At 68.8% G+C, this 25609-nt stretch carries 22 protein-coding genes and 1 pseudogene; 16 read left to right on the top strand and 7 right to left on the bottom strand.

The window, feature by feature from the left end; all coding sequences use genetic code 11:
• Nucleotides 1–9 precede the first annotated feature (9 nt).
• The 7 genes from LA521A_RS14455 (at nucleotide 10) to LA521A_RS14485 (ending at nucleotide 7871) form a co-directional block, all read left to right on the top strand.
• Nucleotides 10–2313, top strand: a complete 2304-nt coding sequence (locus LA521A_RS14455; protein ID WP_281779567.1) for a TonB-dependent receptor — start codon at nucleotides 10–12, stop codon at nucleotides 2311–2313.
• Between the two features lie 73 nt (nucleotides 2314–2386).
• Nucleotides 2387–3073 (top strand): Fe2+-dependent dioxygenase, encoded by a 687-nt coding sequence (locus LA521A_RS14460; protein WP_281779568.1) that lies wholly within the window; start codon nucleotides 2387–2389, stop codon nucleotides 3071–3073.
• 10 nt (nucleotides 3074–3083) lie between these two features.
• A complete protein-coding gene (locus LA521A_RS14465) occupies nucleotides 3084–3728 on the top strand; it encodes a PepSY-associated TM helix domain-containing protein (RefSeq protein ID WP_281779569.1) in 645 nt (214 codons plus the stop codon).
• Between the two features lie 20 nt (nucleotides 3729–3748).
• Nucleotides 3749–4258 carry a DUF2271 domain-containing protein gene (locus LA521A_RS14470; protein ID WP_281779570.1) on the top strand — a complete coding sequence of 170 codons (510 nt, stop codon included), beginning with the start codon at nucleotides 3749–3751 and terminating at the stop codon, nucleotides 4256–4258.
• Between the two features lie 157 nt (nucleotides 4259–4415).
• Entirely contained in the window at nucleotides 4416–5225 is an 810-nt protein-coding gene (locus LA521A_RS14475) for a DUF4198 domain-containing protein (protein WP_281779571.1), read from the top strand.
• Nucleotides 5226–5301: 76 nt separating this feature from the next.
• Complete coding sequence (locus tag LA521A_RS14480) at nucleotides 5302–6231, top strand: FAD:protein FMN transferase (protein ID WP_281782107.1); 930 nt, start codon at nucleotides 5302–5304, stop codon at nucleotides 6229–6231.
• Nucleotides 6228–7871 (top strand): sulfite reductase subunit alpha, encoded by a 1644-nt coding sequence (locus LA521A_RS14485; protein ID WP_281779572.1) that lies wholly within the window; start codon nucleotides 6228–6230, stop codon nucleotides 7869–7871. Before LA521A_RS14480 ends, LA521A_RS14485 begins: the two co-directional genes overlap by 4 nt.
• A gap of 47 nt (nucleotides 7872–7918) precedes the next feature.
• Here LA521A_RS14485 and LA521A_RS14490 read toward each other — a convergent pair whose 3' ends face one another.
• Both LA521A_RS14490 and LA521A_RS14495 read right to left on the bottom strand, forming a co-directional pair.
• On the bottom strand, nucleotides 7919–8542 hold the full coding sequence (locus tag LA521A_RS14490) for a HutD/Ves family protein (RefSeq protein ID WP_281779573.1): 624 nt from the start codon (nucleotides 8540–8542) through the stop codon (nucleotides 7919–7921).
• 216 nt (nucleotides 8543–8758) lie between these two features.
• Nucleotides 8759–9097: pseudogene (locus LA521A_RS14495) on the bottom strand (ComEA family DNA-binding protein); the annotation flags it as partial.
• Between the two features lie 283 nt (nucleotides 9098–9380).
• Between LA521A_RS14495 and LA521A_RS14500 the strand changes: the two are divergent.
• Nucleotides 9381–10874 carry a M20 family metallopeptidase gene (locus LA521A_RS14500; RefSeq protein WP_281779574.1) on the top strand — a complete coding sequence of 498 codons (1494 nt, stop codon included), beginning with the start codon at nucleotides 9381–9383 and terminating at the stop codon, nucleotides 10872–10874.
• Nucleotides 10875–10944: 70 nt separating this feature from the next.
• Here LA521A_RS14500 and cysN read toward each other — a convergent pair whose 3' ends face one another.
• Together cysN and cysD are read right to left on the bottom strand one after the other, a co-directional pair.
• Complete coding sequence (cysN, locus tag LA521A_RS14505; RefSeq protein ID WP_281779575.1) at nucleotides 10945–12828, bottom strand: sulfate adenylyltransferase subunit CysN; 1884 nt, start codon at nucleotides 12826–12828, stop codon at nucleotides 10945–10947.
• Nucleotides 12828–13739 carry a sulfate adenylyltransferase subunit CysD gene (gene cysD, locus LA521A_RS14510; RefSeq protein ID WP_281779576.1) on the bottom strand — a complete coding sequence of 304 codons (912 nt, stop codon included), beginning with the start codon at nucleotides 13737–13739 and terminating at the stop codon, nucleotides 12828–12830. Before cysD ends, cysN begins: the two co-directional genes overlap by 1 nt.
• 187 nt (nucleotides 13740–13926) lie before the next feature.
• Here cysD and LA521A_RS14515 point away from each other — a divergent pair, with 187 nt between their 5' ends.
• The 4 genes from LA521A_RS14515 (at nucleotide 13927) to LA521A_RS14530 (ending at nucleotide 18654) form a co-directional block, all read left to right on the top strand.
• Nucleotides 13927–15744, top strand: coding sequence for an assimilatory sulfite reductase (NADPH) flavoprotein subunit (locus LA521A_RS14515; protein WP_281779577.1), 1818 nt, complete (start codon nucleotides 13927–13929; stop codon nucleotides 15742–15744).
• Nucleotides 15744–17474 carry an assimilatory sulfite reductase (NADPH) hemoprotein subunit gene (gene cysI / locus LA521A_RS14520; RefSeq protein ID WP_281779578.1) on the top strand — a complete coding sequence of 577 codons (1731 nt, stop codon included), beginning with the start codon at nucleotides 15744–15746 and terminating at the stop codon, nucleotides 17472–17474. The genes LA521A_RS14515 and cysI overlap by 1 nt, the downstream gene beginning before the upstream one ends.
• Nucleotides 17471–18205 carry a phosphoadenylyl-sulfate reductase gene (locus LA521A_RS14525; RefSeq protein ID WP_281779579.1) on the top strand — a complete coding sequence of 245 codons (735 nt, stop codon included), beginning with the start codon at nucleotides 17471–17473 and terminating at the stop codon, nucleotides 18203–18205. Before cysI ends, LA521A_RS14525 begins: the two co-directional genes overlap by 4 nt.
• 86 nt (nucleotides 18206–18291) lie before the next feature.
• Nucleotides 18292–18654 (top strand): hypothetical protein, encoded by a 363-nt coding sequence (locus tag LA521A_RS14530; RefSeq protein ID WP_281779580.1) that lies wholly within the window; start codon nucleotides 18292–18294, stop codon nucleotides 18652–18654.
• A gap of 42 nt (nucleotides 18655–18696) precedes the next feature.
• On the opposite strand, the gene LA521A_RS14535 is transcribed toward LA521A_RS14530, so the two are convergent.
• Nucleotides 18697–19077: a tautomerase family protein gene (locus LA521A_RS14535; protein ID WP_281779581.1), complete on the bottom strand. Its 381-nt coding sequence runs from the start codon at nucleotides 19075–19077 to the stop codon at nucleotides 18697–18699.
• 36 nt (nucleotides 19078–19113) lie between these two features.
• Complete coding sequence (locus LA521A_RS14540; protein ID WP_281779582.1) at nucleotides 19114–20097, bottom strand: LysR family transcriptional regulator; 984 nt, start codon at nucleotides 20095–20097, stop codon at nucleotides 19114–19116.
• A 273-nt stretch (nucleotides 20098–20370) separates the two neighbouring features.
• On the opposite strand from LA521A_RS14540, the gene cysG reads away from it, so the two are divergent.
• From cysG to murU, 4 genes are all read left to right on the top strand, one after another.
• Nucleotides 20371–21819, top strand: a complete 1449-nt coding sequence (gene cysG / locus LA521A_RS14545) for a siroheme synthase CysG (protein WP_281779583.1) — start codon at nucleotides 20371–20373, stop codon at nucleotides 21817–21819.
• A gap of 42 nt (nucleotides 21820–21861) precedes the next feature.
• Nucleotides 21862–22839: a cysteine synthase A gene (cysK, locus tag LA521A_RS14550; protein ID WP_281779584.1), complete on the top strand. Its 978-nt coding sequence runs from the start codon at nucleotides 21862–21864 to the stop codon at nucleotides 22837–22839.
• Nucleotides 22840–23017: 178 nt separating this feature from the next.
• Complete coding sequence (locus tag LA521A_RS14555; RefSeq protein WP_281779585.1) at nucleotides 23018–24064, top strand: aminoglycoside phosphotransferase family protein; 1047 nt, start codon at nucleotides 23018–23020, stop codon at nucleotides 24062–24064.
• 18 nt (nucleotides 24065–24082) lie between these two features.
• Complete coding sequence (gene murU / locus LA521A_RS14560) at nucleotides 24083–24781, top strand: N-acetylmuramate alpha-1-phosphate uridylyltransferase MurU (RefSeq protein ID WP_281779586.1); 699 nt, start codon at nucleotides 24083–24085, stop codon at nucleotides 24779–24781.
• Between the two features lie 111 nt (nucleotides 24782–24892).
• Here the strand turns inward: murU and hda are convergent, their stop codons facing one another.
• Nucleotides 24893–25609, bottom strand: coding sequence for a DnaA regulatory inactivator Hda (hda, locus tag LA521A_RS14565; RefSeq protein ID WP_281779587.1), 717 nt, complete (start codon nucleotides 25607–25609; stop codon nucleotides 24893–24895).

Raw genomic sequence — 25609 nt, forward strand, 5'->3', positions numbered from 1 at the left:
GGGAGTCCCATGTCCAACAGGAAGTTCGCCGTCTCGCCGCTCGCCGGCGCCCTCGCGCTCGCCGTCGTCGCCCCCGCCCTGGCCGAACCGGCGGGTGAGCCCGCCAACGCGCGCGATCTGGACAAGATCGAGGTGCACGGCGAGTACGTCGAGAAGCCCTCGTCGATCAAGTACACGCAGCCGCTGCTGGACACGCCGCAGACGATCACCGTCGTCACCAAGGACGTGATGGACCAGCAGAACCTGATCGGCCTGCGCGACGTGCTGAGCACGCTGCCGGGCATTACCTTCGGCGCGGGCGAAGGCGGCGGCGGTTACGGCGACAGCATCACGCTGCGCGGCTTCAACGCGAACAGCGACATCACCACCGACGGCGTGCGCGACAGCGCGCAGTACACGCGCACCGACAACTTCAACCTGGAATCGGTCGAACTGGTCAACGGCGCGAACTCGGTGTATTCCGGCGCGGGCTCGGTCGGCGGCAACATCAACCTGGTCAGCAAGGTCGCGCGCAGCGGCGATTCCACGGTGGTGACGGCTGGCGCCGGCACCGACAGCTTCGGGCGCATCACGCTCGACAGCAACACCGACCTGGACAACGGGTCGGCGTTCCGCGTCAACGCGATGGTCCACCAGAACGACGTCCCCGGCCGCGACTACGAGAACTTCGAGCGTTGGGGCATCGCGCCGTCGGTCGCGTTCGGCCTGGATGGCGACACGCGCTTCACCGCGAGCTATTTCCACCAGAGCGACGACAACCTCCCGCAGTACGGCGTGCCCTACTTCGCGGCGTTCGGCGGCGGCCTGCCGGGCGTGGACACCGAGAACTACTACGGCTACCACAACATCGACCGCCAGGAGATCGACGTCGACATGGTCACCGGCGTGTTCGAGCACGATTTCAGCCCTAACACCACGCTGCGCAGCCTCGCGCGTTTCCAGCAGGTGCAGCAGCTGAGCGTCGTCGATGCACCGCAGGGCACGTGGTGCCTGCCGGCCGGATTCAATCCCGCCACGGGCCTGGCCTGCGCCACGCCCGACACCTACCTGCCCAGCGGCCCGCGCGGTTTCAGCCGCGACACCAAGAACACGCTCGCCGTGAGCCAGACGGACGTGGTCTCGCGCTTCGCGACCGGGTCGATCAACCATTCGTTCGTCGCCGGCGTGTCGTTCTCGCGCGAGGAATTCGAGCTCGACACCGGCAACCTGTTCCGCACGGCGACCGGCGCCACGGTGCCGCTGCCGCCGATGTCGATCACCCACCCGAACTCGGTCTACGCCGGTCCGATCAACTACATCCGCGGCAGCATCGCCGAGGGCTCGCTCGACAACCAGGCGATCTACGCCTTCGACACGCTCGAATTCAACGATCGCTGGATGCTGAACCTCGGCGCGCGCTACGAGCATAACGAAGGCGACACGGTCACCACCACGTTCAACACGACCGCGGGCAGCCCGCAGCTGGGCCAGCCGACCACGCGCGTCGTCGCGGAAAACTCCGACGACCTGTTCTCGTACCGCGCGGGCCTGATCTTCAAGCCGGCGCCGAACGCGAGCCTCTACCTGTCCTACTCCAACAGCAAGACGCCGTCGAAGGCCTCGGTGAACGGCTCGTGCACCGCGACCAGCACCACCGGCACCGCCAACTGCAACGTCGATCCGGAGACGGCGATCAACCTCGAAGCCGGCGCGAAGTGGGACATCAACAGCAAGCTGGCGCTGACGGCGGCCGTGTTCCGCAACGAGCGCGAGGAATACAAGGTGGCCGATCCGGGCAATCCGGAGAACCCCAGCGGCGAGCAGCAGCTCGACGGCACCGCGCGCGTGGACGGTGTCGCGCTCGGCGCGGCCGGCCACATCACCGACGCGTGGTCGGTGTTCGCCAACCTGACGTGGCTGGACAGCGAAGTGATCCAGGGCGTGTCCGACTACTGCAAGGCCAACCCGAGCACCGCCTGCGGCAACACGGCGGCCGATCCCGATCCGCTCGCCGGCCTGCCGATTTCCGGCACGCCGGAGCGTTCGGGCAGCCTGTGGACCACGTACGATCTGAGCCAGTGGACGTTCGGCTACGGCCTGACGTACGTGGGCAATTACGACGTCTACACCGGCAACGGCGCGAACATCGCCGAAGCCAAGGGGTACACGACGCACCGCGCGATGGTGGGCTTCGACCTCAACGAACGCCTCGCCTTCCAGCTCAACGTCAACAACCTGTTCGACAAGACGTATTACACGCGCATCCGCAACAACGGCTGGGCGACGCCGGGCGACGCTCGCCAGGTGGTGCTGCAGGCCATCTACCGTTTCTGATCGGGCAACGACCCGCCATCACCCAGCCACGCGACGCCCGCAGCGCCGGGCTTACCGAAGCGAAGGATCCGACATGCTGCTCCAGGTCCCGCAAGTCCTCAGTGCCGAACAGGTCGCCCATTGCCGCGACCGCCTTCGGCAGGCCGGGTGGGCCGACGGACGCATCACCGCCGGGCACCAGTCGGCGATGGCGAAGGACAACGCGCAGCTGCCGGAGAACGACCCGGTGGCGCGCGAGCTCGGCGGGTTGATCCTCGATGCGCTCGCGCGCAACACGACGTTCTTCTCCGCCGCGCTGCCGCAGCGCATCTACCCGCCGCTGTTCAACCGCTACAGCGGCGGGCAGTCGTTCGGCTTCCACGTCGACAACGCGATCCGTTACGACCGCAGCCGCGGCGGCGTGGACCCGATCCGCACGGACCTGTCGGCCACGCTGTTCCTCAGCGCGCCGGAGGAATACGACGGCGGCGAGCTCATCATCGAGGACACCTATGGCGTGCAGCGCGTGAAGCTGCAGGCCGGCGACATGGTGCTCTATCCCGGCACGAGCCTGCACAAGGTGACGCCGGTGACGCGCGGCGAGCGCATCGCGTCGTTCTTCTGGATCCAGAGCCTGCTGCGCGAGGATGCGCAGCGCCGGCTGATGTTCGAGCTGGACGTGTCGATCCGCCACCTGACCCAGGACGTGCCGGAGCATCCCGCCCTCGTGCAGCTCACCGGCGTCTACCACAACCTGCTGCGTCGCTGGGCCGAACCGTGAGCCACGCGCCGTGAACCGCTCGTCCACCGCACCCGACATCGCCGCGCAGCAGCAGCGTCGCGGGTTCTGGCTGCGCACGCTGCATTCGTGGCACTGGATCAGCTCGGCGATCTGCCTGGTCGCGATGCTGCTGTTCTCCGTCACCGGCATCACGCTGAACCATTCGGCGGCGATCGAAGCCAAGCCGGAAACGCTCACGCGCAAGGTCGAGATGCCGGCGTCCGTGCTGCGCGCGCTCGGCACGCGCGAGGACGGCACCGCGCCCCTGCCCGGCGCCGTCGGCGACTGGCTGGGCGATGTGCTGCCCGTATCGATCGGCGCGCAGCCAGCGGAATGGTCCGCCGACGAGGTCTACCTGTCGCTGCCGCGCCCCGGCGGCGATGCGTGGCTCAGCATCGATCGCGCGACCGGCGCGGTGGAATACGAACGCACCACGCGCGGGGTCGTCGCCTACCTCAACGATCTGCACAAAGGCCGCAACGCCGGCGCCGCGTGGCGCTGGTTCATCGACGTCTTCGCGCTGGCGTGCCTGGTGTTCTGCATCACCGGCCTGTTCCTGCTGCAGATGCACGCGCGGCAGCGCCGCATGACCTGGCCGTACGTCGCGCTCGGGCTCGCGTTGCCGCTGCTGCTTGCGCTTCTCTTCATCCATTGAACCGTCCAAGAGGGAAACCCATGCGCGTCCAACTGACCATCGCGCTGAGCGGATTGCTCGCATTGCCGGCGTACTCGGCGGAGATCGACGTCAACGTGCAGATCCCGCAGCTCAACGTCGCCGAATACCACCGCCCGTACGTGGCGATCTGGGTCGAAGGCGCGGACCAGAAGGCGCTGGCGAACCTCGCGGTCTGGTACCAGCAGAAGTCGACATCCGAAGGCCATGGCACCAAGTGGCTGCCCGACCTTCGCCAGTGGTGGCGCCGCAGCGGCCGCACGCTGAAGGTGCCGGTGGACGGCGTGACCGGTCCGACGCGCCCGGTTGGCACGCATGCGCTGAAGTTCGACGCGAAGCATCCCGAACTCGGCAAGCTGCCGCCCGGCGACTACACCCTGGTGGTGGAAGCCGCGCGCGAAGTCGGCGGTCGCGAGCTGGTCAAGGTGCCCTTCAAGTGGGGCGGCGCGGGCAGCGGCAAGGCGCAGGGTGCAAGCGAGCTGGGGCTCGTCAGCGTCGCCAGCAAGCCGTAATCGCACACCTCTCGATCGTCATCCCCGCGCAGGCGGGGCTCCAGCGCCACGACACATCACACTCTTCGGACGCCGTGATTCACGGACAGCTGGATTCCCCCTTCGCGGGAATGACGCAAAGGCACGAACACGCAATCAACGAACCCAGGAGCACGCCGTGAAGAACTCCCTGAAATTCGCCGCCCTCGCGCTGGCCCTCACCCTTCCCCTCGCCGCGCAGGCGCACAAGGCGTGGCTCCAGCCGTCGCAGACGGTGCTGGCCGGCAACAATCCGTGGGTGACGGTGGACGCGGCGGTGTCCAACGACCTGTTCTACTTCAACCACGTGCCGCTGAAGACCGACAACCTCAGCATCATCGCGCCCGACGGCAGCACGGTGCCCGCGCAGAACACCGCGACCGGCAAGTACCGCACCGTGTTCGACGTCGAGCTGAAGCAGGCCGGCACGTACCGCATCGGCGTGGTCAACAACTACGTCACTGGCAGCTGGGAAGAAAACGGCCAGCCCAAGCGCTGGCGCGGCACCGAAGCGACCTTCGCCACCGAAGTGCCGAAGGACGCGAAGAAGCTGCAGGTCGGCCAGTCGGTGAGCCGCGTGGAAACCTTCGTCACCAACGGCTCGCCGAACGAGACCGCGCTCAAGCCCAGCGGTGTCGGCCTGGAGCTGGTGCCGGTGACGCATCCCAACGATCTGTTCGCCGGCGAAGAAGCGACGTTCCGTTTCCAGATCGACGGCAAGCCGGCGGCGAACCTCGAGGTGGAGATCGTCCGCGGCGGTACGCGTTACCGCAACGCGCAGGACGAGCTGAAGGCGAAGACCGACGCGCAGGGCCAGTTCACCGTGAAGTGGCCCGAAGCCGGCATGTACTGGATCGAGGCCAACGCGCAGGACGGCAAGACCACGGTGAAGCAGGCCAAGCAGCGTCGCCTCGGCTACGTCGCCACGCTGGAAGTGCTGCCGCAGTAACGCGCGCCATCCGCAAGTGAACACGCACGCTTCCGTGTCGCCCGCACGCGCCGTCGATGTCCTCGGCGGCGCGACGATGGGCACGACCTGGTCGGTGAAACTCGTCGCACCGCGCAACGCCGATGCGCACGCGTTGCACGCGGGCATCCAGTCGCGACTGGACGCCGTCGTCGCGCAGATGAGCAACTGGGAACCCACGTCGGACCTGAGCCGTTACAACGCGTCCGATGCGGGCTCGTGGCAGATGCTGCCGGACGACTTCTTCGACGTGCTCTCGTGCGCGCTCGACATCGCCCATGCGAGCGGCGGCGCATTCGATCCGACCGTCGGACCGCTGGTGGACGGTTGGGGTTTCGGCCCGTCGGGCCCGACGGCCGAGCGCTTTTCGCCCGACGCGGCGCGTGCGCAGGTGCAATGGCGCCGCGTGGTGCTCGATCGCGGCGGGCGGCGCGTGCTGCAACCCGGCGGAACGCGGCTGGACCTGTGCGCGATCGCGAAGGGCTTCGGCGTGGACGCGGTCGCCGCGCACCTTCGTTCGTTGGGCATCGAGGCCGCGCTGGTGGAAGTGGGCGGCGAACTGTTCGGCTTCGGCCGAAAGCCGGACGGCTCGCCGTGGCGGGTGATCGTCGAGGGCTGGCAGGGCGACGAGGACGACGCGCACGAGCCGCGCCTGCTGGCGCTCGACAATCTGGCCGTCGCGACGTCGGGTGATCGCTGGCATCGGCGCGAACATCAAGGCCGCCGCATCAGCCACACGCTCGATCCGCGCAACGGTCACCCCGTGGCGAATGCGCCGGTCGCGGTGACGGTCGCCGCGAACGACGCCATGCGCGCCGATGCATGGGCGACCGCGCTTACGGTGCTCGGCACGAACGAAGGTATGGAGATCGCGCAGGCCCACGGGCTCGCGGCGCGGTTTGTTGACGTGCGTCCCAGCGCCGACGGTCGCGCGGAGGTCGTCGAAGAGCGCATGACGCCGGCCTTCGAGGCGCTGCTGCAGGCATGAGCGCGAACGTCACGAACGCCGCGGGATCGATGCGCGCACGACTCGGAAACGGTGTCGCGCTCGTCGCGTTGTTCGCGGCGATGATCGCGTTCGGAGCCTGGCAGACGGAAGCGTGGTGGGTGGCGTCGCCGCGCGCGGGCAGCTGGGTGCTCGCGATCGTGGTCGTGCTCGCCTTCGTCGGTTTGTGTGTGTCGACGTGGCGCGACGCGCAGGCGGATCGTGCTGGAGCGGACGGGATTGACGTGCCCGACGCCGACGCGATGCTGCTCGCCTGGGCCAGCCAGACCGGCTTCGGCCAGCAGCTCGCCGAACACACTGCGCAGGCGTTGCGCGACGCGGGCACGGCGGTGCGCGTGCTGCCGCTCCATCGCGTCGACGCGGACGTGCTGCGTTCGCATCGACGGGCGCTGTTCATCGCCAGCACCACGGGCGAAGGCGATCCGCCGGACCACGCGCTCCGTTTCACGCGACACGTACTCGGGCAACCGATGGCCCTGGCAGGTCTGGAATACGCGGTGCTCGCATTGGGCGATCGCGCGTACGACCGCTTCTGCGGCTTCGGCCGTCGTCTCGACCAATGGCTGCACCACAACGGCGCGCAGCCGATGTTCGATCGCATCGACGTGGACGCCGGCGATGCGGGCGCGCTGCGGCATTGGCAACATCGCCTCGGGCAGCTTGCCGGCAACACCGCGCTGGCCGACTGGAGTGCACCGCGCTACCGGCCATGGCGATTGCAAGAGCGTCGATGGCTCAATCCGGGCAGCGTGGGCGGTCCGGCGTACCACGTTGCGCTTTCGCCGATGGACACGCGCGATCTGGACTGGGAGGCCGGCGACATCGCCGAGATCGGCCCGCGTCACGCGCCATCCGACGTGATGGCGTGGCTGCTCGCCGCCGGTCAGGACGCCGCGGCGGACGTCGAACACGGCGGCGAAAGCGTAGCGCTGGCCAGCCTGCTCCAGCGCTCGCGCCTGCCCGAGCCCACCAGCGTTCGCGGTCACTCGCCGCAAACCATCGCCAACGAACTGCAACCGCTGCCGCACCGCGAATACTCCATCGCCTCGCTTCCGCAGGACGGCGCGCTGCACCTGCTCGTCCGTCAGATGCGCCACGCCGACGGCCGGCTCGGCAGCGGCAGCGGCTGGCTCACCGCACATGCGGACGTCGGTGGCCCCGTCGATCTGCGCATCCGGCGCAATGTCGCGTTCCACCCGCCGCGGGACGACCGGCCGATGATCCTCGTCGGCAACGGCACCGGCCTCGCAGGACTACGCGCACATCTGAAGGCGCGTGCCCTCGCGGGACATCGCCGCAACTGGCTGGTATTCGGCGAACGCCAGCGCGAGCACGACTTCCACCACCGGGACGAGATCGAAGGCTGGCTGCGCGACGGCCACCTGCAGCATCTCGACCTCGCGTTCTCGCGCGACGGCGCGCAGCGCGTGTACGTGCAGGACGTGCTGCGTGCCAACGCCGCACGCCTTCGCGAATGGATCAACGAAGGCGCGGCGATCTACGTCTGCGGCAGCCTGGAAGGGATGGCGCCGGCCGTCGACGCGGTACTGCGCGAGACCGTCGGCCTCGACGCGCTGGAAGCGATGGCGGCCGACGGGCGTTATTGCCGGGACGTTTACTGATTCACGCTGCCTGAAGTTGGGCGCCCTGGTGCCGCTTGCCCGATGCGTCAGCGTTCGCCCTGCACCGGCTCGATCCTGATCAGCAGCAACTCCCCGCCGCCGTCGATCACGTGCCGCAGGCGTTCGCTTCCGGCTTCGAAAAACGCCGTATCGCCCGACGACATTGGCGGCAGTCCGGAGTCGTCGGCGAACTGCGCCTGCCCCGCGATCAGGTGCGCGACCCACGTGGTGCCCGGATCGGCGAACAGCACCATCGGGCCCACCAGCGGCCGATGCCACAACGCGGCACGCACGCGGTCGCGCCGCCACATCAGGTTGAAATCGTGCGTCGGGCCGTCCAGCAGTTCGCCGGTCACCTTGCGCTCGCCTGCAAAGCGCAGGCGGTCGTGCGGCGGATGCAGCTCGTGCGACTCGCCATCGTCGAAGCGCAGGCGCACGCCGTTGCCGCTGAGCAGGACGAGCTCGCGATCTATCCCGGGGAACGCGGAGAACTCCGAATCGCGTTCGATTTCCGCGATCGACAGTCGCCAGTCCCACGGCGCATCCGGTGTCGCATCGTCGAGGCGACCCGCGTGGATCTCGCGCGTCCAGCCCATCTGGTTGCGCCAGCGCTCGCGCCGGTATTCGTTGGCGGGCATCACCCGCGAACGGCTGCGTTGCTCGGAAGCCATTCGTCACGTCCGGTAATCGTTCCGCACAGTCTAGCGGCGGTTCGGCGACGGACTCAGGCGCGGGTCGCGCTACCAGGCGATGGAAGGCGCCATCGCATCGCCGGCCCGGCGCGCCGGCGCGCAAGGTCGCGCCGCTCCGCCGGGCCGGCATGCGCCCCTCCCCTCGCGTTTTGCCGGCGCGGGCTTCGCGGCGCCCGCGGCGGCGGTCGCGGGTGCCGGTTTCGCCGCAGCGGCAGCGGACGCGGCCGGTGCGCCGCCGCCCACGGCAATGCGGTCCTTGTTCTTTTCCACCGTTTTGAGCCCGATGCCCGGCACCTGCGCGAGCTGGTCGGCGCTGCGGAACGGTCCGTTGGTCTTGCGATAGGCGACGATTGCCTCGGCCTTGCTCGGGCCGATGTTGACCAGCACGCGATCGAGCGTGGCCGCGTGGGCGGTGTTGATGTTGACCGTCTCGGCCGCCATCGCCGTTCCGGTGAGGACCAGCGACAGCAGCAGGGTGCGGACGAACATCGCGAAGGATCGAACGGCCAGGGCCTTCGACGGGAACGGTTTCATTGAGCGACTCCTTGGGCCAGCCGGCCCACGACGTGGATGGTGGATGTCCGCCACGGCGATGCGTTGGCGGCCAGCACAGTCTCCGCAGCGGGGCCGTCGGGCCCTATCGGGCAATCCGCCGACTCCGGCAAAGAAAGGCCCGCAACCGCGGGTAGGCGCGTTCGCGACCTGCGTCGGAAGATGCCGCCGACGCCTCGGAAGCTTCCGGCGACGCGGCGCCCGGTCCGGTCGGGCGTCGCGGGGGCGTAAACTTGTCGTCCCCCGCAACGAGGCCGAAGCCGCCATGGACATCAGCAAGGTCGACCGCTACGTCGGCGACAAATGGGACGACGAGATCGTTCCCCAGCTCGTCGAGTACATCCGCATTCCCAACAAGTCCCCGATGTTCGACGCCGACTGGGTCAAGCACGGCTACATGGACGACGCGGTCAAGCTGATGGAAACCTGGGCGAAGGCCCAGCCGATCCCGGGCATGAAGGTCGAGGTGGTGCGCCTGGAGGGCCGCACGCCGCTGATCTTCATCGACATCCCGGCGGCGAACGGCGGCAGCAACGACGATTGCGTGCTGCTGTACGGCCACCTGGACAAGCAGCCGGAAATGACCGGCTGGGATCCGGAATTCGGTCCGTGGAATCCCGTGATCAAGGGCGACCGCCTGTATGGCCGCGGCGGCGCCGACGACGGCTACGCGATCTTCGGCTCGCTCACCGCCGTGCTCGCGCTGCAGGAACAGCAGCTGCCGCATGCGCGCTGCGTGATCCTGATCGAAGCCTGCGAGGAATCGGGCAGCTACGACCTGCCGGCGTACGTCGACCACCTCGCCGATCGCATCGGCAAGCCGTCGCTCGTCGTGTGCCTGGACTCGGGTTGCGGCAACTACGAGCAGCTGTGGTGCACGACCTCGCTTCGCGGGCTCGCCGGCGGCAACTTCACGGTGAAGGTGCTGGAAGAAGGCGTGCACTCGGGCGATGCGTCCGGCATCGTGCCGTCGAGTTTCCGCCTGTTGCGCCAGTTGCTGTCGCGTCTTGAGGATGAGAACACCGGCAAGATCCGCGTGGACGGCCTGTTCGTCGACATCCCGGAAGAACGACTGGCGCAGGCGCGCGAAGCGGCGAAGGTGCTCGACACGGCGATCTTCGACAAGTTCCCGTTCCTCCCCGGCATGACGCCGATGGCCTCCGACCTCGCCGAGCTCGTGCTCAATCGCACGTGGCGCCCCGCGCTGTCGGTGACGGGCGTGGACGGCATGCCGGCGCTGGCATCGGCCGGCAACGTGCTGCGCCCGCACACGGCGGTGAAGCTGTCGCTGCGCCTGCCGCCGACGCTGGACGGCAAGAAGGCCGGCGAACTGCTGCGCGAGGTGCTGACCAAGGATCCGCCGAACGGCGCGAAGGTGACGCTGGATCTGGAGAAATCCTCGTCCGGCTGGAACGCCCCCGCGCAGTCGCCGTGGCTGACGCGCGCCATCGATTCGGCGAGCCGCGAGTTCTTCGGCAAGCCGGCGATGTACATGGGCGAAGGCGGCTCGATTCCGTTCATGGGCATGCTGGGCGAAAAGTTCCCCGGCGCGCAGTTCATGATCACCGGCGTGCTCGGCCCGCACAGCAACGCGCACGGTCCGAACGAGTTCCTGCACATCCCGATGGGCAAGCGCGTGACGGCGTGCGTGTCGCGCGTAATCGCCGAACACCATCACGCGAGCCAGCGCGGCGAAACGAGCGGCGCGTCGGTCGCTCCGGACAGCGGCGATCGCCACGGCGGCCACGGCTGCTGCTGATCGCCCGCCTGGATGCGGAAACGAAAAACCCCGGCTTTCGCCGGGGTTTTTCATGCGCGCATGGAGCGCGTCATTGGGTGAGGAAATCGATCACGCGCTGCGCCAGCCGTTCCGCGTTGTCGGACACCGTATCGAGCGACAGCTCCGCCGCTTCGGGCTCTTCGTACGGCGAATCGATGCCGGTGAAGTTGCGCAGCTGGCCGGCGCGCGCCTTCGCGTAAAGGCCCTTCACGTCGCGCTTTTCCGCAACGGCGAGCGGCGTGTCGACGAAGACCTCGACGAACTCGCCCGGCGCGAACAACTCGCGCGCCATGCGCCGCTCCGCGCGGAACGGCGAGATGAAACTCACCAGCACGATCAGGCCCGCATCGCTCATCAGCTTGGCGACTTCGGCGACGCGGCGGATATTCTCCACGCGATCCTCGTCGGTGAAGCCCAGGTCCTTGTTGAGGCCGTGGCGCACGTTGTCGCCGTCGAGGATGAAGGTGTGGTAGCCCAGCGCGTGCAGGCGCTTGTCCACGAGATTGGCGATGGTCGACTTGCCCGAGCCCGACAGGCCGGTGAACCACAGCACGCGCGGCTGCTGGCCCTTGATGCGCGCACGCGCGGCCTTGTCGACGTCCAGGTGTTGCCAGTGGATGTTGCCTGCGCGACGCAGCGCGAACTGCAGCGTGCCGGCCGCGACGGTCGCATTCGTCTGCCGGTCGATGAGGATGAAACCGCCGAGCGTGCGATTGTCCGCGTACGCCTCGAACGGAACCGGCTGGTCGAGATACAGATTGCAGAAGCCGACTTCGTTGAGTTCCAGGTGCTTGGCGGCAAGCGGCTCCTGCGTGTTCACGTCGGTCTTGTGCTTGATCTCCGTGACGCTCGCGCTCACGGTGCGCGTGCCGATCTTCAGCCAGTACGGACGGCCCGGAAGCAGCGGCTGTTCGCCCATCCACAGCACGTGCGCGGCGAACTGGTCGGCCACCTGCGCCGGCCGGTGCGCATCGGCGATCACGTCGCCGCGGCTCACGTCCAGTTCGTCGCGCAAGGTCAGCGTGACCGCCTGCCCTTCGCGCGCGACCGCCAGGTCGCCATCGGCCGTGACGATGCGCGCAACGTGCGAGCGACGCCCCGACGGCAACGCGACGATCTCGTCGCCCGCGCGGATTTCGCCCGAAGCCACGGTGCCCGCGAAACCGCGGAAATCCTGGTTCGGGCGATTGACCCACTGCACCGGCAGGCGGAAGCCGATGTCCTGCGCATCGCGCGACACGTCCACGGTTTCCAGGTATTCGAGCACGCTCGGGCCGCCGTACCACGGCGTGCGCTCCGAACGCGCCATCAGGTTGTCGCCCTGCAGCGCGGACAACGGAATCGCCTGCACGTTCTCGATGCCCAGCGTCGATGCGAGTTCGCGATATCCGGTTTCGATCTCGTCGAACACCGCACGGTCGAAATCGACCAGGTCCATCTTGTTCACCGCCAGCAGCACGTGGCGGATGCCGAGCAGCGACACGATGTAGCTGTGCCGGCGCGTCTGCGGCAGCAGGCCCTTGCGCGCGTCGACCAGCACGACGGCGACGTCGGCCGTGGACGCGCCCGTCGCCATGTTGCGCGTGTACTGCTCGTGGCCCGGGCAGTCGGCCACGATGAACTTGCGTTTGTCGGTGCTGAAGAAACGGTACGCGACGTCGATGGTGATGCCCTGCTCGCGCTCGGCGGACAGCCCGTCGAGCAGCAGCGCGTAATCGATCGCCTCGCCCTGCGTACCGTGCCGGCGACTGTCGGACGCCAGCGCGGCGAGCTGGTCGTCGAACAGCGCGCGGCTTTCGAACAGCAGGCGTCCGATCAGCGTGCTCTTGCCGTCGTCGACGCTGCCGCAGGTGATGAAGCGCAGCAATCCCTTGGTCTCGTGCTGGGCGAGGTAGGCGGCGATCGTCGCGCCCGCGTCGTGTGCGCGCGTCATCAGAAATACCCTTCCTGCTTCTTCTTTTCCATCGACGCCGACGGATCGTGGTCGATCACGCGCCCCTGTCGTTCGGAGGTGGTGGCCACGAGCATCTCGGCGATGATCTTCTCCAGCGTGTCGGCATCGGATTCGATCGCGCCGGTGAGCGGATAGCAGCCCAGCGTGCGGAAGCGCACCTGCCGGGTTTGCGGCGATTCGCCTTCGCGCAGCGGCAGGCGTTCGTCGTCGACCATGATCAGCGCGCCGTCGCGCTCGACCACCGCGCGTGGCGCGGCGAGGTACAGCGACGGCACTGGAATCTTCTCGCGGTAGATGTACAGCCACACGTCGAGTTCGGTCCAGTTCGACAGGGGGAACACGCGCACCGATTCGCCTTTGTGGATGCGCGTGTTGTAGAGGTTCCACAACTCGGGACGCTGGTGCTTGGGATCCCAGCGGTGCTGCTCGCTGCGGAACGAGAAAATGCGCTCCTTCGCGCGCGATTTCTCTTCGTCGCGACGCGCGCCGCCGATGGCGGCATCGAAGCCGAACTGGTCCAGCGCCTGCTTCAGCGCCTGCGTCTTCATCACATCGGTGTGCACGGTGGCGCCGTGCGTGATCGGCCCGATGCCCTGTGCGAGGCCGTCGGGATTGGTGTGCACGTGCAGCTGCACGCCGGTTTCCTTCGCACGCTGGTCGCGGAAGGCGATCATCTCGCGGAACTTCCAGCCGGTATCGACGTGCAGCAGCGGAATCGGCGGACGCGCCGGCGCGAATGCCTTCAGCAGCAGGTGCAGCAGCACCGAGCTGTCCTTGCCGATGGAATACAGCATCACCGGATGGCGGAACTCGGCCGCGACCTCGCGCAGGATGTGGATGCTTTCCGCTTCGAGGCGGTCGAGATGGCTCAGGTCCAGGGGCAGCGTCATCGGATCGTGATCTTGCGTAATGGCCGGCATGGCGGGTCGCCGAAGCGCGCGGCTAGTTGACCACATTGTAGGAACGGCAGTGCTTCTGGCCGGAAATAAGCCACCGGCATGAGCGCATAACCCCTCATCCTTTCTGATGGCCCTCGCGCCGGCCTAGCCTGCAACGGTCCCCTTCGTCCCGTTGCCCATGTCGGCCACCTTGCCCAACGTTCCCGCCGCGCTTGCCGCGCCCCTCACGCAGGACCGGCTCGCTGCACTGGCGCGCGTGACCGACGGCCTGGATACCAACGGGCTGTGGTGGCTTTCCGGTTATGCCGCGGGCCTCGCATCGCGCGGCGCCGCCGGCGTGCAAACGGTTACAGCGCCCGTGGCCGATGGCGCGCCCGCCGGCCGGCTCACGATCGTCTACGGCAGCCAGACCGGCAATGCGAAGCGGCTGGCCGAACAACTCGCGCGCCAGAGCGAAGCCGCCGGCCTTCCGGTTCGCCTGCTCCGCGCCGACGCCTACCCCACCCGCGAGTTGAAGGACGAGCGCACGCTGTACCTGGTGATCAGCACGCAAGGCGACGGCGATCCACCGGACGATGCGCGTGCGCTGGTCGACTTCATCGCCGGCAAGCGGGCGCCCGAACTCAAGCAGCTGCGCTATGCCGTGCTCGGGCTCGGCGATTCGAGCTATCCGCAGTTCTGCGCGATCGGCAACAAGCTCGATGCACGTCTGGCTGAACTGGGCGCGACGCGGCTGCTTCCGCGCGCCGACGCGGACCTGGACCTGGAAACCGTCGCCGAGCCGTGGGTCGCGCAGGCGCTTGCGAAGGCGAAAGACGCACTGAAGCCGACGACCCCATTGGCGACCGTCACGCCGCTGCGCCCGCTGGCGGCCGCTCCGGCGCACGGGCGCGATGCGCCCTTCGCCGCCGAACTGCTCGCCAACCAGCGCATCACCGCGCGCGGCAGCACGAAGGACGTGCGCCACATCGAGCTGTCGCTCGAAGGTTCCGGCCTGCATTACGAGCCCGGCGACGCGCTCGGCCTGTGGCCGGTAAACCCGCCGGCGCTGGTCGAGGCGATCCTGCGCACGAGCGAGCTCGACGGCGATGCCGTCGTCGAACACGGCGGCCAGCGGCTGCCGCTGCGCCAGTGGCTTGGCGAGAAGCGCGAGCTCACGAAACTCGCGCGACCGTTCGTCGCGAGCCACGCCGCGCAGTCGCGCAGCGACGAACTGAACCGCCTGCTCGCACCAGACCAGCAGGCCGCGTTGACGACGCTGTTGAACGAAGCGCAGGTGCTCGATCTGCTGCGCCGTCACCCGGCAGCGTGGAGCCCGGAGGAACTCGTCGCCGCGCTGCGCCCGCTCACGCCGCGCCTGTATTCGATCGCGTCCAGCCAGAAGCACGTTGGCGATGAAGTGCACCTCACCGTCGCGCACGTCGAGTACGACGATGGCGACGGCCTGCGCTGGGGCGCGGCATCGAACCACTTCGCACGCAGCGACGAAGGTACGCGACTGCCCGTGTTCATCGAACACAACGAGCGCTTCCGCCTGCCGGCCGATGCCTCGCGCGACGTGATCATGATCGGGCCCGGCACCGGCGTCGCGCCGTTCCGCGCGTTCGTGCAGGAGCGCGCGGCGGTCGGCGCGGGCGGCCGCAACTGGCTGTTCTTCGGCAACCCGCATTTCCGCAGCGATTTCCTCTACCAGGTGGAATGGCAGCAGGCGTTGAAGGACGGCACGCTGCATCGCTTCGACCTCGCCTTCTCGCGCGACCAGTCGCACAAGGTCTACGTGCAGGACCGCCTCGTCGAACGCGGTCGCGAGCTGTTCGAGTGGCTCGAAGGCGGCGCGCATCTGTACGTCTGCGGCGACGCGACGCGCATGGCGAAGGACGTGCATGCGGCGCTGTTGTCGGTGATCGCCCGGCACGGCGGCAGGTCGGCCGAAGACGCCGAAGACTACCTCAACACCCTGCAGCAGCAGGGACGCTACGCCCGGGACGTGTATTGATGAGCAGCCATTCCGTCGAGGACATCAAGCAGCAGAGCGCGCGCCTTCGCGGCACGCTGCTGGAGTCGCTCGCCAACCCCGTCACCGGCGCGCTGAACGAGGACGACCAGACGCTGATCAAGTACCACGGCAGCTACCAGCAGGACGATCGCGACATCCGCGAGGAACGTCGGCTGGCGAAGCTGGAGCCGGCGTACGCGTTCATGATCCGCACGCGCACGCCCGGCGGCGTCGTGTCGCCGACGCAATGGCTCAAGCTGGATGGCGTCGCGACGACCTACGCCGAGCGCGGATTGCGCATCACCACCCGCCAGGCGTTCCAGTTCCACGGCGTGATCAAGACCGAACTGAAGCCGACGATGCAGGCGATCAACGCCGCGCTGATCGACACGCTCGCGGCCTGCGGCGACGTCAACCGCAACGTCGCCGTGGCGGCCAATCCCCTGCAGTCGCAGGCCCATGCGCTGGTGCATGCGCACGCGGCGGCACTGTCGGAATTCCTGCTGCCCAACACGCGCGCGTACTACGAGATCTGGCTCGACGAGGAACGCGTCGCCGGCAGCGGCAGCGAGGACGAGCCGGTCTACGGCGCGACCTACCTGCCGCGCAAGTTCAAGATCGGCTTCGCGATCCCGCCGTACAACGACGTGGACGTGTTCGCGCAGGATCTCGGGTTCATCGCCATCGTCGATGCGGACGGCCAGCTGCTCGGCTACAACGTCAGCGTCGGCGGCGGCATGGGCGCCACGCACGGCGACCCGGAAACCTATCCGCGCCTGGGCGACGTGATCGGCTTCGTCGCGCCGGAGCAGCTCACGCAGGTGGCCGTCGCCGTCATCGCGGCGCAGCGCGATTTCGGCAACCGCGTGCTGCGCAAGCGCGCGCGGCTGAAGTACACCATCGACGACCGCGGCCTTGACTGGTTCAAGGGCGAAGTCGAACGGCGCGCGGGTTTTGCCCTCTCCGATGCGCGACCGTTCGATTTCGTCCACAACGGCGACCGCTTCGGCTGGGTCGAAGGCGCGGACGGTCGCGCGCACCTGACGTTGCGCATCGTGGCCGGGCGCATCTGGGATCGCGACGGGCTGTCGCACCTCACCGGTCTGCGCGAGATCGCGCGCGTCCTCGATGCGGAGGCACCGGACGCGCAGTTCCGCCTCACGCCCAACCAGAACCTGGTAATTGCCGGCGTTCCCTCCGCATTGCGCGATCGCGTCGACGCGCTCACCGCGCATTACGGCCTGGATACGCATGCGCGCGCAACGCCGCTGGCCAAGAACGCGCTGGCCTGCGTCGCCCTGCCGACCTGCGGCCTCGCGATGGCCGAAGCCGAACGCTACCTGCCCGAGTTCACCGGCAAAGTGCAGGCACTGCTCGACGCGCAGGGCCTGCGCGATGCGCCGATCCACCTGCGCCTCAGCGGTTGCCCGAACGGTTGCTCGCGGCCGTACCTGGGCGAGATCGCGCTCGTCGGCAAGGCGCCAGGCCGTTACAACCTGATGCTCGGCGCCGACCACCGCGGCCAGCGACTGAACACGCTGTATCGCGAGAACGTCGTCGAAACGCAGATCCTCGAAGCGCTCGACCCGTTGTTCGCGCGCTACGCGAGCGAACGTCTCGACCAGGAAGGCTTCGGCGATTTCCTCGTCCGCGCCGGCATCGTCGCTCCGCCCCGTCCCACCATCGCACTGCACCTGCACGACACCGCGCTGACCGAGAACGCCGCATGAGCCCGCCCGATCCCATCACCGCCGCCGAATCGCCCCGCGCATTGGCCGAGCTCAATGCGTGGCTGGGCGGACTGAGCGCGTCCGAACGCATCGCCTGGGCGCTGGAACACACGGCCGGCGAGCATGCGCTTTCGTCGAGTTTCGGCGCGCAGGCCGCAGTGTCGCTGCATCTGGCGACGCAGCAGCGCGCGGATCTGCCTGTGATCCTGATCGACACCGGCTACCTGTTCCCCGAAACGTATCGCTTCATCGACCAGCTCACCGACCGCCTCGGCCTCAACCTCAAGGTGTATCGCCCGCAGATCGGTATCGCCTGGATGGAAGCTCGCCTGGGCAAGCTGTGGGAAAGCGGCGTGGAAGGCATCGAGCGCTACAACCGCATGCGCAAGGTCGAACCGATGCAGCGCGCGTTGAACGACCTCGGCGTGCGCACGTGGATCGCCGGCCTTCGCCGCAGCCAGTCGCGCAGCCGCGCGGCGATCGATTTCCTGCAACTGCGCGACGGCCGCTGGAAGCTGCACCCGATCGCCGACTGGAGCGATCGCGATGTATGGCAGTACCTGCAGCAGCACGACCTGCCCTACCACCCGTTGTGGCACCAGGGCTACGTGTCGATCGGCGACGTGCACACCACGCGTCCGCTGGAGCCGGGGATGAACGAGGAGGAGACGCGCTTCTTCGGCCTAAAGCGCGAGTGCGGCCTGCATTTCGACGAACCCAACGCCGCCTGACCGGCCGCACGCCGCCGGTCGCGCGCAGGGCTTCCGCCCGGGATTTCCGACCGGTTTCCGACGCATGCGCCTCCACCATCGGGCGGATGCGATACGACGCGTTCGACTTCCTGCGCTCCGTGGCGACGACCGTGCTGCTGGCCTGGTCGGTGTTCGCGGTCATGCGCTGGCAGCGGCCGTTGATCGCGCGCGGACACGGCTGGCTCTGGGTTGCGCTGGCCGGCCTGCTCTCCACCGCGCAGTGGGCGGTGAACGTGTCGATGCGCAATCCGATCAGCTGCCCGATCGTGGTCTCGCTGCTCGTGCTGGTCTCGATGATCGGGCTGGCACCGGACGACACGGTGCTGTCATCGACCGCGACCGCGCAATCGCTGTGGTTCCGGCGTGGCGCGGTGTCGGCCCTGGTCGGCACGCTCGGCGGCATGGCCGCCTGGATACTGCTGCTGTAGGTGACCCGGGTACGCTTCGCTTACACGGGGTTTAAAACCGGCTCACGTATGGATCAGCCGGCCGCCGCCGAACGACCAGTTCTCCCACGTGGTCTCCTTGAAGGCGACCATCACGTGCTCGGGATCGAGCCCCGCCTGCGTCAGGCGATCCATCAGTTCGGCCAGCAGTTTCTTCTTCACCTTAACGCTGCGGCCGACCGACCACAGGATCTCGATCAGCACGAAGTCGTCGGTGCGCGGCGAGGCGAGATCCGGATACGCCGGATCGAAACGGAAATCGTCGGCGTCCAGTTCGAACACACGCTGGAACAGATCGGCCTGCGGCACGCCGCTCGATACGAGGCTCGCGTGAACCGCGTCGAGCACGGACGCCTTGAATCCGGCGGTTTTCGGCTTGCGCACGGTGAGGGTGACGAGCGGCACGACGGCTCTCCTCTTCGATGACGATGGCTTGCGTGGTCAGGTGGTGATCGGCTGGCTCAGTTCGCGCCACGACGGCGCCTGCGGCCACTGCGGTTCCAGGTTGCCTTCGAGCACGCGACGCAGGTCGCGGCGATCCAGCTGCGGCGCGATGCCGTGCAACAGTGCGAGCGCGTATTCGCGCAGCACGCGGGCGCGCGGGATCACCGCCCAGGTCACGCATTCGGGCAGCGCATCGGGCGCGGGCAACGCGACCAGATCCTCGTCGCGCGCGCCGACCGCCATTTCCGCCAGAACGCCCACGCCCAGGCCGGCGCGCACGTAGGTCTTGATGAGGTCCGCGTCGCGCGCGGTCATCGCCAGCTGCGGCTCCAGGCCGGCGTCGACGAAGGTGCGGCGCAGCGAGGACTCGGCGCGCGTGGATGATTCGTAGCTCACCAGCGGATGCGCGGCGAGTTCGGCCAGCGTCGGCGCGCGCTTGAGCTTCGCGAGCGGATGCGTGCGCGGGATAAGCACCAGTCGCCGCCAGCGATACAGCGGGACCGCGACGCCGCCTTCGGGCTCCGCGCCCGCGGTGCTGATGACCGCGAGGTCCGCTTCGCCGCGGGCGAGTTGCTCCAGCACTTCGTCGCCCGCGACCGCCTGCAGGTGCATGCTCACCTGCGGGAACTCGCGCTTCACCGCGGCGATGGCTTCGGGCAGCACGAAACGCGCCTGTGTGTGCGTCGTCGCGAGCACCAGCTGACCGCTGTGCTGGCCGCGCTCGTTGGCAGCGTAGGCGCGGATGTTGCCGGCTTCTTCCAGGATGCGGCGCGCATGCATCAGCACGCGTTCGCCGGCCGGCGCGACCGCTTCCAGGCTGCGGCCCTTCCGCGTGAACAACTGGAATCCCAGTTCGTCCTCCAGCTGCTTGAGCTGCTTGGACAAACCGGGCTGCGTGGCGTGCACGCGTTCGGCGGCCAGCGTGATGTTGAGGCCGGAGTCGGCGATGGCGACGAGGTAGCGGAGCTGGGTGAGGGTCATGTCGGAGCGGATGGCGAAGGCGGCAGGTCGGGCCCGGGCGTGCGGGCGGCGATCGGTTTCGACGTGCACCGACAACACGTGGTCCGAACCGCGGCCGCGTTCATATATCGCTCGATACGAATAAAGGGATGAACAAAAACTACCCTGCGCGGCGGGCCGTGTCCAGCGCGGGCGGCGGTCATTCCGAAACGGCATGACCGCAGGCGGCGGCGTCATTTCCGCACGCCCGGGTGCATGCGTAGCGTCACGGAACCGCCTCCTCGTTCCGGTGCCATGAGCCTTCCGCCGGCTTCCGACCTCGCCGCCCCCCTGTTCCCGGTCTTCGCCGACCTGCGCGGCCGCACCGTGCTCGTGGTTGGCGGCGGGACGGTCGCGCTGCGCAAGGCGACGGCGCTGCGCGAGGCCGGCGCGATCGTGCGCGTGGGTGCGCCGCGACTGAATGCGGAACTCGCGGCGATGGCCGCGAAGGGCGATATCGAACATCTGTCCGGCGAATTCGCGCCGCACTGGCTCGACGATGCATGGCTGGCGATCGCCGCCACCGATGACGATGTCGTGAACCGCGCCGTGGCGCAGGCCGGTGAAGCGCGCCGACTCTGGGTGAACGTGGTCGACGACGCGCGGGCGTCTACCGTGCAGATTCCCGCGCGCGTCGACCGCGGTCCGTTGCAGGTGGCCATTTCCAGCGGCGGCGCGGCGCCGATGCTCGCGCGCCATCTGCGCGAAACGCTGGAAACGCAGCTCGATGCCTCGCTCGGCGACCTCGCGCGACTGCTCGGTCGCGAGCGCGGACGCATCCGCGCGCGTTTCCCGCAACTGGGCGCGCGGCGCCGCTTCTTCGATCGCCTGCTGAGCGGCGCGGTGCCCGGGCTGCTGCGCAAGCGCCAGCACCTGGCCGCCGAACGCGAGTTCGTGGCGCAACTGCACGCCGAGGCTGCGGCCTCGACCGGCAGCGTCGCGCTGGTCGGCGCCGGGCCCGGCGATCCGGGACTGCTCACCCTGCGCGCGCTCCGCGTGCTCAACGAAGCGGACGTGATCCTGCACGACCGCCTCGTCAGCGACGAGATCCTGCAGGTCGTGCGTCGCGATGCGCAGCGCATCGAAGTCGGCAAGCAGGCCGGCAACCATCACGCCACGCAGGAGCAGATCCATGCGCTGATGCTCGAACACGCGCGTGCCGGCAAGCGCGTCGTGCGCCTGAAGGGCGGCGATCCGTTCGTCTTCGGTCGCGGCGGCGAGGAACTCGAGGTGCTGCGTACGAACGGCATCGCGTTCGAAGTGGTGCCCGGCATCACCGCCGCGCTCGCCTGTGCCGCGTACGCGGGCGTGCCGCTCACCCATCGCGATCACGCGCAGTCTGTGCGCCTGGTCACCGCGCACTGCCGCGAATCCACCGACACGCTCGACTGGCAGGCGCTCGCGCAGGAACGACAGACGCTTGCCGTCTACATGGGCGTGGCCGGGCTGGACCGTTTCAGCGCGCGCCTCATCGAACACGGCCGCGCGGCCTCCACGCCGTTCGCGATCGTCGAGAACGGCTCGCGCGCGAACCAGCGCGTCATCGTCGGCACGTTGGCCGAGCTGGCGCAGCGCGCGCGCGAACACGACGTGCAATCGCCCGCGTTGCTGATCGTCGGCGAAGTCGCGTCGCTCGCCGGCACGCTGCACTGGTTCGGCGCCGCGCCGTTGCGCGACGCGCCGGCGATCGCCGCGGCCGCCTGAACCACGCAAGACGCCCCCACACATCGAACCCGAGACAACGCCATGGCCCTCTACGACAGCATCCTCGACACCATCGGCAGCACGCCCATCGTGAAGCTGCACCGCATCGCGCCCAAGCACGTGACGCTGTATGCGAAGGTCGAATCGTTCAATCCCGGGGGTTCGGTGAAGGATCGTCTTGCGCTCGCCATCGTGCTCGACGCCGAGCGTAAGGGCCTGCTCAAGCCCGGCCAGACGATCGTCGAAGCGACCTCGGGCAACACCGGCATCGCGCTCGCGCTCGTCGCGGCGGCGCGCGGGTACCCGTTCGTCGCGGTGATGACGGAAACCTTCTCCGTCGAGCGCCGCAAGCTGATGCGCGCCTACGGCGCGAAGGTCATCCTAACGCCCGCCGCCGAGCGGGGCACCGGCATGGTGCGTCGCGCGAAGGAACTGGCCGACAAGCACGGCTGGTTCCTCGCGCGCCAGTTCGAGAACGAAGCGAACCCGGCCTACCACCGCAGCACGACGGGGCCGGAAATCCTGCGCGACTTCGCCGGCAAGCGGCTGGACTACTTCGTCAGCGGCTGGGGCACGGGCGGCACGATCACCGGCGCCGGCGAAGTGCTCAAGCTCGCGCGCCCGGACCTGAAGGTGATCGCCAGCGAACCGGCCGGCGCCGCGTTGCTGTCGGGCAAGGAATGGCAGCCGCACAAGATCCAGGGCTGGACGCCGGACTTCCTGCCGGCCGTGCTCAGCCGCACCGTCGCCGACGAGGTCCTGCCGGTCGACGAAGTGCTCGCGCGCGACACCGCGCGCCGCCTCGCCGCGGAAGAAGGCCTGTTCGTCGGCATCTCGGCGGGCGCGACCGTGGCCGCCGCGCTGAAGGTGGCCGAACGCGCGCCCGAAGGCTCGGTGCTGCTCGCCGTGCTGCCGGACACCGGCGAGCGCTACCTGTCCACGTTCCTGTTCGAAGGCGTGGCCGAGGGTTCCGACGACGAATGGCTGGAATCGCTGGAGCGCGACGCCGTCGCCGCCTGACGCGTTGCATGCGAAGGTCGCGTGAGCCCGGCCGAAGAAGCCGGCGGCCACGCGACCGTCTCCGCTGCGCGATCGCGGCATCGCGACGCGTGCGTCGATGCCGTGATCGCCGTGCATTCCACCGTGCACATCCCGCGGGCTAACCTGTGCGTGGCGATCTTCGCCCCACGGAGCCTGCATGACCGTCGTACCCGGTTCGAATCCGTTACCCGCCCCCGACGTCGCCGAACGCGAGAGCGCGCGCCTGGCGTGGGCGCGTTCCGCCACCGACGTGCCCGACCTCGAACTGGTGCGCGCGTCCGTCGACGCCGGCCACCGCAGCTACTGGCGCGTGCAGACCTCGGGCGGCAGCCGCATCGTGATGGATTCGCCGCCGCAGCTGGAAGACGTGCGCCCGTGGCTGCGCATGCGCGCCCTGCTCGAAAGCGGCGGCGTGCGCGTGCCGCAGGTGCTGGTGGAAGACGTCGCCAACGGCTTCCTGCTGATGGAGGACCTGGGCGGTCCGACGCTCGCGCAGACCATCGACGAGCACACCGCCGACGCGCATTTCGACGCGGCGATCGACCAGCTGCTGCGCCTGCAGGCGATCCAGCCCCCGCTGGGCACGGGCGAATTCGGCGAAGCGCTGCTGCAACGCGACGCCGGGTTGTTCGAGGACTGGTTCCTGCGGCGCCACCTCGGCCTTGAACTCACCTGCGACGACCTGGACCGGCTCGAACTCGGCCAACGCCGCCTGATGGACAACGCGCTGCAGCAGGCGCGCGTGCTCACGCACCGCGACTTCATGCCGCGCAACCTGATGCCGGTCGAAGGCGGCCCGGCGGTGCTGGATTTCCAGGACTGCGTGTGGGGCCCGGTGGCCTACGACCCGGTGAGTCTGTTCAAGGACGCGTTCCTGAGCTGGCCGCTGGAACGCGTGGACGAATGGCTCGCGCGCTACCACGAGCGCGCGGTGCGAGCGCGCATCCCGGTGCCGCCGCTGCCGGTGTTCCAGCGCGACGCCGACTGGCTGGGCGTGCAGCGTCACCTGAAGATCCTCGGCATTTTCTCGCGCCTGCACTATCGCGACGGCAAGAGCCGCTACCTGCCCGACGCGCCGCGTTTCATCCGCTACCTGGATGAAGTGCTGCCGCGTTATCGCGAACTGACGCCGCTGCGCGAAGTGCTGGACGTGCGCATCCGCCCGGCGTTGGAACGCGTCGCCCTGCCCTCGCCCGCGCCCTGACCTCGACCGGAGTTGTGCTTGAAAGCCCTGATCTTCGCCGCCGGACTCGGCGAGCGCATGCGTCCTTTGACCGATCACACGCCCAAGCCGCTGCTGCGCGTGGGCGGCAAGCCGTTGATCGAATGGCACCTGGAAAAGCTCGCGGCGCTCGGCATCCGCGACGTCGTGATCAACACCAGCTGGCTCGCGCCGCAGTTTCCCGAACAGCTCGGCGACGGCGCCCGCCATGGAGTGTCGATTCGCTATTCCTACGAGGGCACGCGCCCGCTGGAAACCGGCGGCGGCATGCTGCACGCGCTGCCGCTACTGGGCGATGCGCCGTTCGTGCTGGTCAACGGCGACGTGTGGAGCGATTACGACTTCGCGCGTTTGCCCCGCGAACCGGCGGGGCTGGCGCATCTGGTGATGGTCGAGCGTCCCGCGCAGGCGACGCAGGGCGATTTCGCGCTGGATGCGGCCGGATTCGTGCGCGCGGACGGCGAGGACCGGCTCACGTACTCGGGCATCGGCGTCTATCGGCCGCAGTTGCTGGACGATTGGCGTTCGCGCACGAATGACGCCGGCGCCGACGAAACGCCGCCGCGTTTCCGACTCGCGCCGATCCTGCGCGCGCACATGGCGCAGGGCCGTATCACGGGCGAACACCATCATGGACGGTGGACCGACGTGGGAACGCCGGAGCGCTTGGCCGGGCTGGAGCGGGAACTGGCCGTCTAGCCACATTCGTTCTTGTAGCCCGGGTAAGCGCAGCGCACCCGGGTATTCCGGCGCATCGACCCGGGTGCGCTTCGCTTACCCGGGCTACAAAGTCACCGCGGCCGCCGACGATCAAGCCGACGCGTCGCCACTCCCCAGCGTCTGCCGCAAAAACGGCACCGTCACCCGGCGCTGCGCGGCGAGCGACGCGCGATCCAGTCGATCGAGCAGCGCGGTCAAACCGCCGAGATCGCGGCCGACGCGGCGCAGCAGCCAATCCAGCGCGGTGTCTTCCAGCACCAGTCCGCGACGCTGCGCGCGTTGGCGCAGCACGTCGCGGCGGCCTTCCTCGTCCAGCGGTGCGAGCGTGACGCGCGTGCATTGCCCGAGGCGCGAACGCAGGTCCGGCAGGCCGAGTCCGATCGCATCGGGAATGTCGCGCGCGGCGTACACGAGCGCCCGACCGGCGGCGCGCGCGCGGTTGTGGGCATCGAACAACGCGACCTCATCGTCGCGATGCCCGGCAATGACATCCAGGCCGTCGAGCGCGATGACGTCGTTGCCTTCCAGCGATTCCAGCGCGTCGCGCAGGCGACCGGCCGCGGCGGCAAGCGGCAGGTAGGCGGCGCGGCGTCCGGCGGCCTCGGTGGCCGCACACGTCGCCAGCAGCAGATGCGTCTTGCCGACGCCCGCCGGACCGGCGACGTACGTGCTGTCGCGTCGGGCGTCGGCGCGGCCTTCGGCCAGCGCGCGCAACTGCTCGACCGCGCCGATCGGCGCGTGCACGAAAGTGTCCAGGCGCTGGTCGGGCGGATAGCGCAAGGCCAGCGGCAACTGCGGAACGCTCAC

The sequence above is a fragment of the Lysobacter auxotrophicus genome (genome assembly GCF_027924565.1).
In the GTDB taxonomy this organism is placed as follows: domain Bacteria; phylum Pseudomonadota; class Gammaproteobacteria; order Xanthomonadales; family Xanthomonadaceae; genus Lysobacter_J; species Lysobacter_J auxotrophicus.